This window comes from Dysgonomonas sp. 521 (assembly GCF_010501055.1).
GTDB lineage: Bacteria > Bacteroidota > Bacteroidia > Bacteroidales > Dysgonomonadaceae > Dysgonomonas.
The window spans coordinates 1-5,259 of sequence record NZ_QVMO01000172.1 but is presented as its reverse complement, the minus strand read 5'-3'; the positions used below and the strand labels follow the sequence as shown (position 1 = coordinate 5,259).

The 5,259-nt window shown below is 38.1% G+C and carries 7 protein-coding genes; 4 read left to right on the top strand and 3 right to left on the bottom strand.

Going from position 1 to position 5,259, the window contains the following annotated elements:
- Nucleotides 1-1,128 (bottom strand): IS630 family transposase gene (locus tag D0T84_RS21625; protein ID WP_163310002.1). Its coding sequence is split into 2 segments (ribosomal slippage), with 1,129 coding nucleotides annotated over them: nt 1-699 and nt 699-1,128; the frame shifts between segments, so codons are not numbered across the junction. This gene is flagged as partial in the annotation.
- 179 nt (nt 1,129-1,307) lie between these two features.
- Here D0T84_RS21625 and D0T84_RS21620 point away from each other — a divergent pair.
- From D0T84_RS21620 to D0T84_RS21610, 3 genes are read left to right on the top strand one after another with little or no spacing between them, the layout of a single operon-like run.
- Nucleotides 1,308-1,898 carry an RHS repeat domain-containing protein gene (locus D0T84_RS21620; RefSeq protein ID WP_163310001.1) on the top strand — a complete coding sequence of 197 codons (591 nt, stop codon included), beginning with the start codon at nt 1,308-1,310 and terminating at the stop codon, nt 1,896-1,898.
- A gap of 37 nt (nt 1,899-1,935) precedes the next feature.
- Entirely contained in the window at nt 1,936-2,415 is a 480-nt protein-coding gene (locus D0T84_RS21615) for a hypothetical protein (RefSeq protein ID WP_221413165.1), read from the top strand.
- A 7-nt stretch (nt 2,416-2,422) separates the two neighbouring features.
- Entirely contained in the window at nt 2,423-2,860 is a 438-nt protein-coding gene (locus tag D0T84_RS21610; RefSeq protein ID WP_370525545.1) for a TraQ conjugal transfer family protein, read from the top strand.
- A 196-nt stretch (nt 2,861-3,056) separates the two neighbouring features.
- On the opposite strand, the gene D0T84_RS21605 is transcribed toward D0T84_RS21610, so the two are convergent.
- Together D0T84_RS21605 and D0T84_RS21600 are read right to left on the bottom strand one after the other, a co-directional pair.
- Nucleotides 3,057-3,785, bottom strand: a complete 729-nt coding sequence (locus tag D0T84_RS21605; RefSeq protein ID WP_255495528.1) for an NYN domain-containing protein — start codon at nt 3,783-3,785, stop codon at nt 3,057-3,059.
- Entirely contained in the window at nt 3,782-4,699 is a 918-nt protein-coding gene (locus D0T84_RS21600) for a HEPN domain-containing protein (RefSeq protein ID WP_163309999.1), read from the bottom strand. The genes D0T84_RS21605 and D0T84_RS21600 overlap by 4 nt, the downstream gene beginning before the upstream one ends.
- A gap of 156 nt (nt 4,700-4,855) precedes the next feature.
- Between D0T84_RS21600 and D0T84_RS21595 the strand changes: the two genes are divergently transcribed.
- Complete coding sequence (locus D0T84_RS21595) at nt 4,856-5,050, top strand: hypothetical protein (protein WP_163309998.1); 195 nt, start codon at nt 4,856-4,858, stop codon at nt 5,048-5,050.
- The last annotated feature ends 209 nt before the right edge of the window (nt 5,051-5,259 follow it).

The following is a 5,259-nucleotide window of genomic DNA, read 5'->3' as shown; positions in this document are numbered from 1 at the left end:
ATATTGTCGGATAAAGTTTTTTTAATTTAATTCTGGCCTTATCATTCGTGAACTGCCAGTTTATCTTGGAACTTCTATTATTTCTACTTCTCTGCCAGGCAGCCACCTCTTTTTTCATTGTTTTCATATCTCCGATTCTTCTATTGAGACATTGGCTGTTGAGAACATGAAGTTCGATTTCCGCCATATTGAGCCAGCTTCCGTGCTTGGGGGTGTAGATAAATTCAAACCGATCCCATATCCGTTTGGCTTCATGAGGCGGAAAAGCTTCATAAAGAGAAGCTGGCTTATGTGTATTCAAATTATCCATCACTAATCTTATCTTTTCCACATAGGGGTAGTAATCATCTGCTATTTCTTTGAGTAAATGCGCCCAATCCACTTTTGTTTTCCGCTCTGTTACTTTCACATGGCGTTTTCCCCGTAGCGGTTCATTTACCATAAATATGTTAGCAACACCACAACGCTCGTATTCATAATCTGTTTTAGTATCACTGCCGGGCTTTCTCCCTAATGGCAAACGGGTTTCTTTTATTAATTGTTTGGGCGATTCATCCATACAAACAACGGGGCGAAGCGGATCATAAGCTTCTTTATATACATCCAGAACGCGCTCCATACAGGATACAAAATCCCCGTTTTGCAAAGGCGGTATTATCCACCCTTGAACCCGCCACGGTTTGATTTCGTTTTTTTTAATGTTTGCCTGATTGTCTCATGCGAAACATTCTCAACATACTTTAATTCAACCATCTTGTCTGCAAGAAGTCTCAATGACCAGCGAGCATATCCTTCCGGTGCTTCGCTGCAACTCAGGGCAATCAAATGAGCCTCAAAATCTCCATCTGCCTTAATGTTGACTACTTCTGGATACGGCTTTCTCCCCAAACACGCATCATAACCATCTTCTACAAATCGTTGTCTTAATCGCTCAACTGTTTTCGTAGTTATATGAAGCATCTGTGCTATGTCTTCATTACTATACTTCTTTCCTGCTGTACTCTCATCACTATTTAATAGAATACACGCATTACGGAATTCCAATGAGGTATGCTTTCCTTTTTTTAAAATGCCTTCAAGTTCCGCCCGCTCTTCCTCAGTTAATGTCACTTTGTATCGTATTGCCATAGTTGCTTTTGTGGCAAATATACGATATTTGTCAGACATTATCAAATTGACATGACACTAGTCACCTTTATAGTTTACCCTGGACAACCGGTTGGTTCCTTCTTTTTTACAACAAAAGTAAGAAATCAACCTCGCTGATATTATATGGATAATTTAAAAAACAAATGTAAGAGTCACCTTTGTCACTTTTTAACATTCTTGCTATATTTACGTCAGTACTAAAAAGAGTTTTGGTCGATGGCGGTTATATTGAAGGCACTACCTATCATTTCTATCTGAATGACCATCTGGGTAATAACCGTGTGGTGGCTAATAGTAGTGGTACGTTGGTTCAGAAGAATCATTATTATCCTTTCGGTTCGGTCTTTGCAAGTACTACAGGGGCAGGGAAACAGCCGTATAAGTATAATGGCAAGGAGCTGGATGCTATGCATGGGGTAAATTTGTATGATTATAGTGCGAGGTATATGGATAGTCAGATCGGTAGGTTTACGAGTGTGGATCCGTTGGCGGAGAAGAAGTATTGGATTTCTCCTTATACATATGCACGAAATAATCCGTTAAGATTTATTGACCCTGATGGAAGAGATGAGTGGGAAATAAATGAAAAAGGGGAGTTTGTTAATCGCATAGAAAATAAAGATAAGACAGGATTTTATATAGTTGGTTCTGATGGGAAACGGATGGATGGTAGGTCTGTGGAATTTGAATATACAACTGTTACTCACTCTAAAGGAACGTTGTATAGTTCACCTTCTTTCTTTGGTTAATTGGTTTTTAATATTATCAAAGATATTTTTATTCTTTGTGTTTTATTCTGCTAATCTAAAGGAACGTTTTCCCACTATCCATGAAGACCGAAAAAAGGCTGTAGACTTTTTCATGCGTTTGACAAAGACAGATATTCCTTACAAAGCCATCGAGAACCCGATAGGCATCATGAGTTCGAAATACAGGAAACCCGACCAGATAATTCAGCCTTATCAATTCGGTGATGCGGAAAGAAAAGCCACTTGTCTCTGGTTATATAATTTACCGAAGCTGATGTTTACCAAAACGGTAAAGCCCGATATTATCACTCTGAAATCGGGAAGGACGGACAGTAAGTTGCATTATGAAACATTTCGGCTTCCCATAGAGGAAAGGCGAAGAATCCGCTCCAAGACTTTCCCGGGTATTGCCGAAGCGATTGCCGCGCAATGGACCCTGTATATACTCTATCGGAAACTGAGCTTCTGCTCCAAGGAAAGTATTTCTAAAATTATCCCTTTTTTAAAACAACTGTAATAACAATATGAAAATGAAAAAATGTGCATCTTATATCATCTTTACGCTATTGCTGGCTGCAATAGCGTGTGCCTGTAGCGATCGTTTTGATATTCGCCGGGATTATGAATTCGAGGTTACTCACCTGCCTGTCCCGAAAAAGCTGAAAGTCGGAGAAACCGTTGAAATCAGATGCCAACTGGAACGAAGTGGCTATTATACCAATACGGCATACCGATTTCGGTATTTCCAGCCTGACGGGCAGGGCGAGCTGCAGATGAACGACAGCGAACCGCTCTTGCCTAACGATTACTACGATCTGACAAAAGAATCGTTCAACTTCTATTATACTTCCAAATCGGACGAACAACAGACGATAGATATCTACTTCTTCGATAATGGCGGGAACAGCTTTGTCCTTTCGTTTACGTTTAACTCGGATAACACTGAGGAGGAAGAACTATGACAACGATGATGGTAATTTCGTATATAGTTACATGGATAAATATTATTTATTCATGGCTGATTGCCCCGAATGAAGAAGAATCTTCTGATTATCTGTGATTTTTAAAGTTTGTACAGCCAATTTTCTTTGAAGTTTTCTAAAAATTTGAAAAGTCTCCGATGTAGTATCGGAGGCTTCTTATGATAATGTATTCACTTCACTTTTTTCTTACCATATTATAGATACCTTTCTGTCCTGTCTGTATGACTTCGTACTTATCTAATTTTTCATAGATAGCTCCCAACGTTTTACATCCATAGCGTCCGGTTTTGAATTTCGGCTTTATCTTTTTCATCGCCATACCGATTTGGGAGAGGGTTACCTCTTCCTTTCCGTCGGCTGCCGATTCATATGCCTTGTCGAACAGATCGGCTTCCTTTTGAAGCAATACGGCAGGGGTATCTCCCTTTTCGGCTTTAGGATTCTTCTCCGGTTCTCGGTCGGAATAGATGAATTTTTTGCAGGAATTGATAAAAGCAATCGGGGTTTTGCTCTCTCCATAACCGATTACGCTTACTCCTTCCTCCCGAATGCGCTGAGCCAATGGTGTATAATCGCTGTCACTCGATACGATGAAGAATACATCTATATTTTTTGAGTTTAACAAGTCCATTGCATCAATCACAAGAACTATATCAGTAGTGTTCTTTCCTTTTACATAAGGCAGGGCTTCGATTAAGCGGTAAAAAAATTCCCTTGAAGGCTCTTTCCAACTCGAAAGTGTTGTTTTACTCCAGTCCCCGTAAATTCTTTTGACAATCACTTCCCCATAGCCGGATGCCAGATCCGTTATATCATTCAGTTTAGCCGAAGAAGCATTGTCTCCATCTATCAGGATGGCTACTCTTTTTGCCGAATTATCTTTCAGGGATTTGTCTTTTTTCATTCTTCTACCGTATTGTTGTTTATATCTGCCATTTTCTCATGTTCTAAAATTCTCTCCTCACATACCTCTTTCGTTATATCCCTCAATAACTCCACTTTGGTAATTAGGGCTTCAACATCTTCTCTGTTTACTCCAAAATTGGGATTATAACGTGCCTGCACATAAGCATCATCTAAAAGCTGGAATAGCCGCTGCTCTTCGTCCGTATCACGGGGAAAGGCTTTTGCTACCTCAAGGGTATGCCGTTTAGCATAACCTGATATTTTGAAAAGGTTATGCTCTTTGGGAGAATAAAGGGAAAAAGTTAAGGTTACCGCAAAATATAGATTTTCAACTGCTTGATGAAGATAAAAAGATGCTTGTTTGTAATCTTCTCTATTGAACGCATTATAAACATCTGCCAAAAAGCTATTTGCTCTTTTAAACCTCTCATCAAAATACTGGCGGGATAAATCTCTTATTTCTTCATAGTTCAGGGTGCGGGGTTCAGATAGCTTTTGCCTGCCGCTATTGTAAAGCAGTACACCTTCTTTACTAATATCGGTATAAAAATAATACCCTTTCCTTATAGCTTTGTTGAAATATTCAAACGTCTCCTGAATAAATTGTATAGGGGTAGTCATCGAATGATGCCTGCCCTGATAAAAGTTTTCCTCTACACGATTCAGTTTACGAGTAACAGTAAATCCACTTTCCTTACCGGAAGTCAGCACCAAAATATCATAATCACTCATAAAATAAGTGCGGACACCATATTCTGTACGTTGGTCGTAATCTACATAGTCATTACGGGCATAGCTCCCAAAAAGGATAATCATCTCACAATCATCACCCAACAGTTCACAAATGCCATGAATAATGGTACGTAGTTCTTCCTGTTTTTTATCGGGTAAAAATGATATGGATGTTTTCATGTAATTTTTATTTGTTTTCAAAGGTAATAAAGTTACGGAAAGAATTACAAATCAAAAACAATTTCATTTTTTCATTCTATGCAAAAACTGAAATCGTTAAAATCAATTTTCAATAATGATAAATTTTGTATAGTTTTGTGAAAACAACAGCGATTTATGAAAAAAATATTACTTGCCCTGTTATCTTTAACAGTAGCTTTCTCTTCTGTTTGTGCACAAGATTCCTATGAAACATTTGATGGTGATATTCTCAAAAAAGGAGATGTGATTAAAATCGGTATTTTATCGTCAAAACATGCTCCATATTTATATATCAGGGAGATAGTAAATAGTCTCTCCTTACGAATATAAAAGTTTCCAAATAGTTTTCATTTCGCCAGCATTTTCATCAGTAGAAAACTATTTGCATTTGGTTGGCAGCATTTATTACAATAGTTCGTTATAAAAACAGCTTTTTTAAGCGGAAATAGTCCCATATTGTTTTAGTTCATTAATTATCCGCTTATTTTTTTTAGAGTTTGGGTTCATTCCTAACTTTTCAAAAAATGTTTTCATTAGCA

Bases quoted from the DNA above. Each gene is read 5' to 3' on its own strand.
- D0T84_RS21595 (WP_163309998.1), top strand. From the start codon at position 4,856: ATGAAAAAAATATTACTTGCCCTGTTATCTTTAACAGTAGCTTTCTCT.
- D0T84_RS21605 (WP_255495528.1), bottom strand. From the start codon at position 3,785: ATGAAAAAAGACAAATCCCTGAAAGATAATTCGGCAAAAAGAGTAGCC.
- D0T84_RS21610 (WP_370525545.1), top strand. From the start codon at position 2,423: ATGAAAATGAAAAAATGTGCATCTTATATCATCTTTACGCTATTGCTG.
- D0T84_RS21600 (WP_163309999.1), bottom strand. From the start codon at position 4,699: ATGAAAACATCCATATCATTTTTACCCGATAAAAAACAGGAAGAACTA.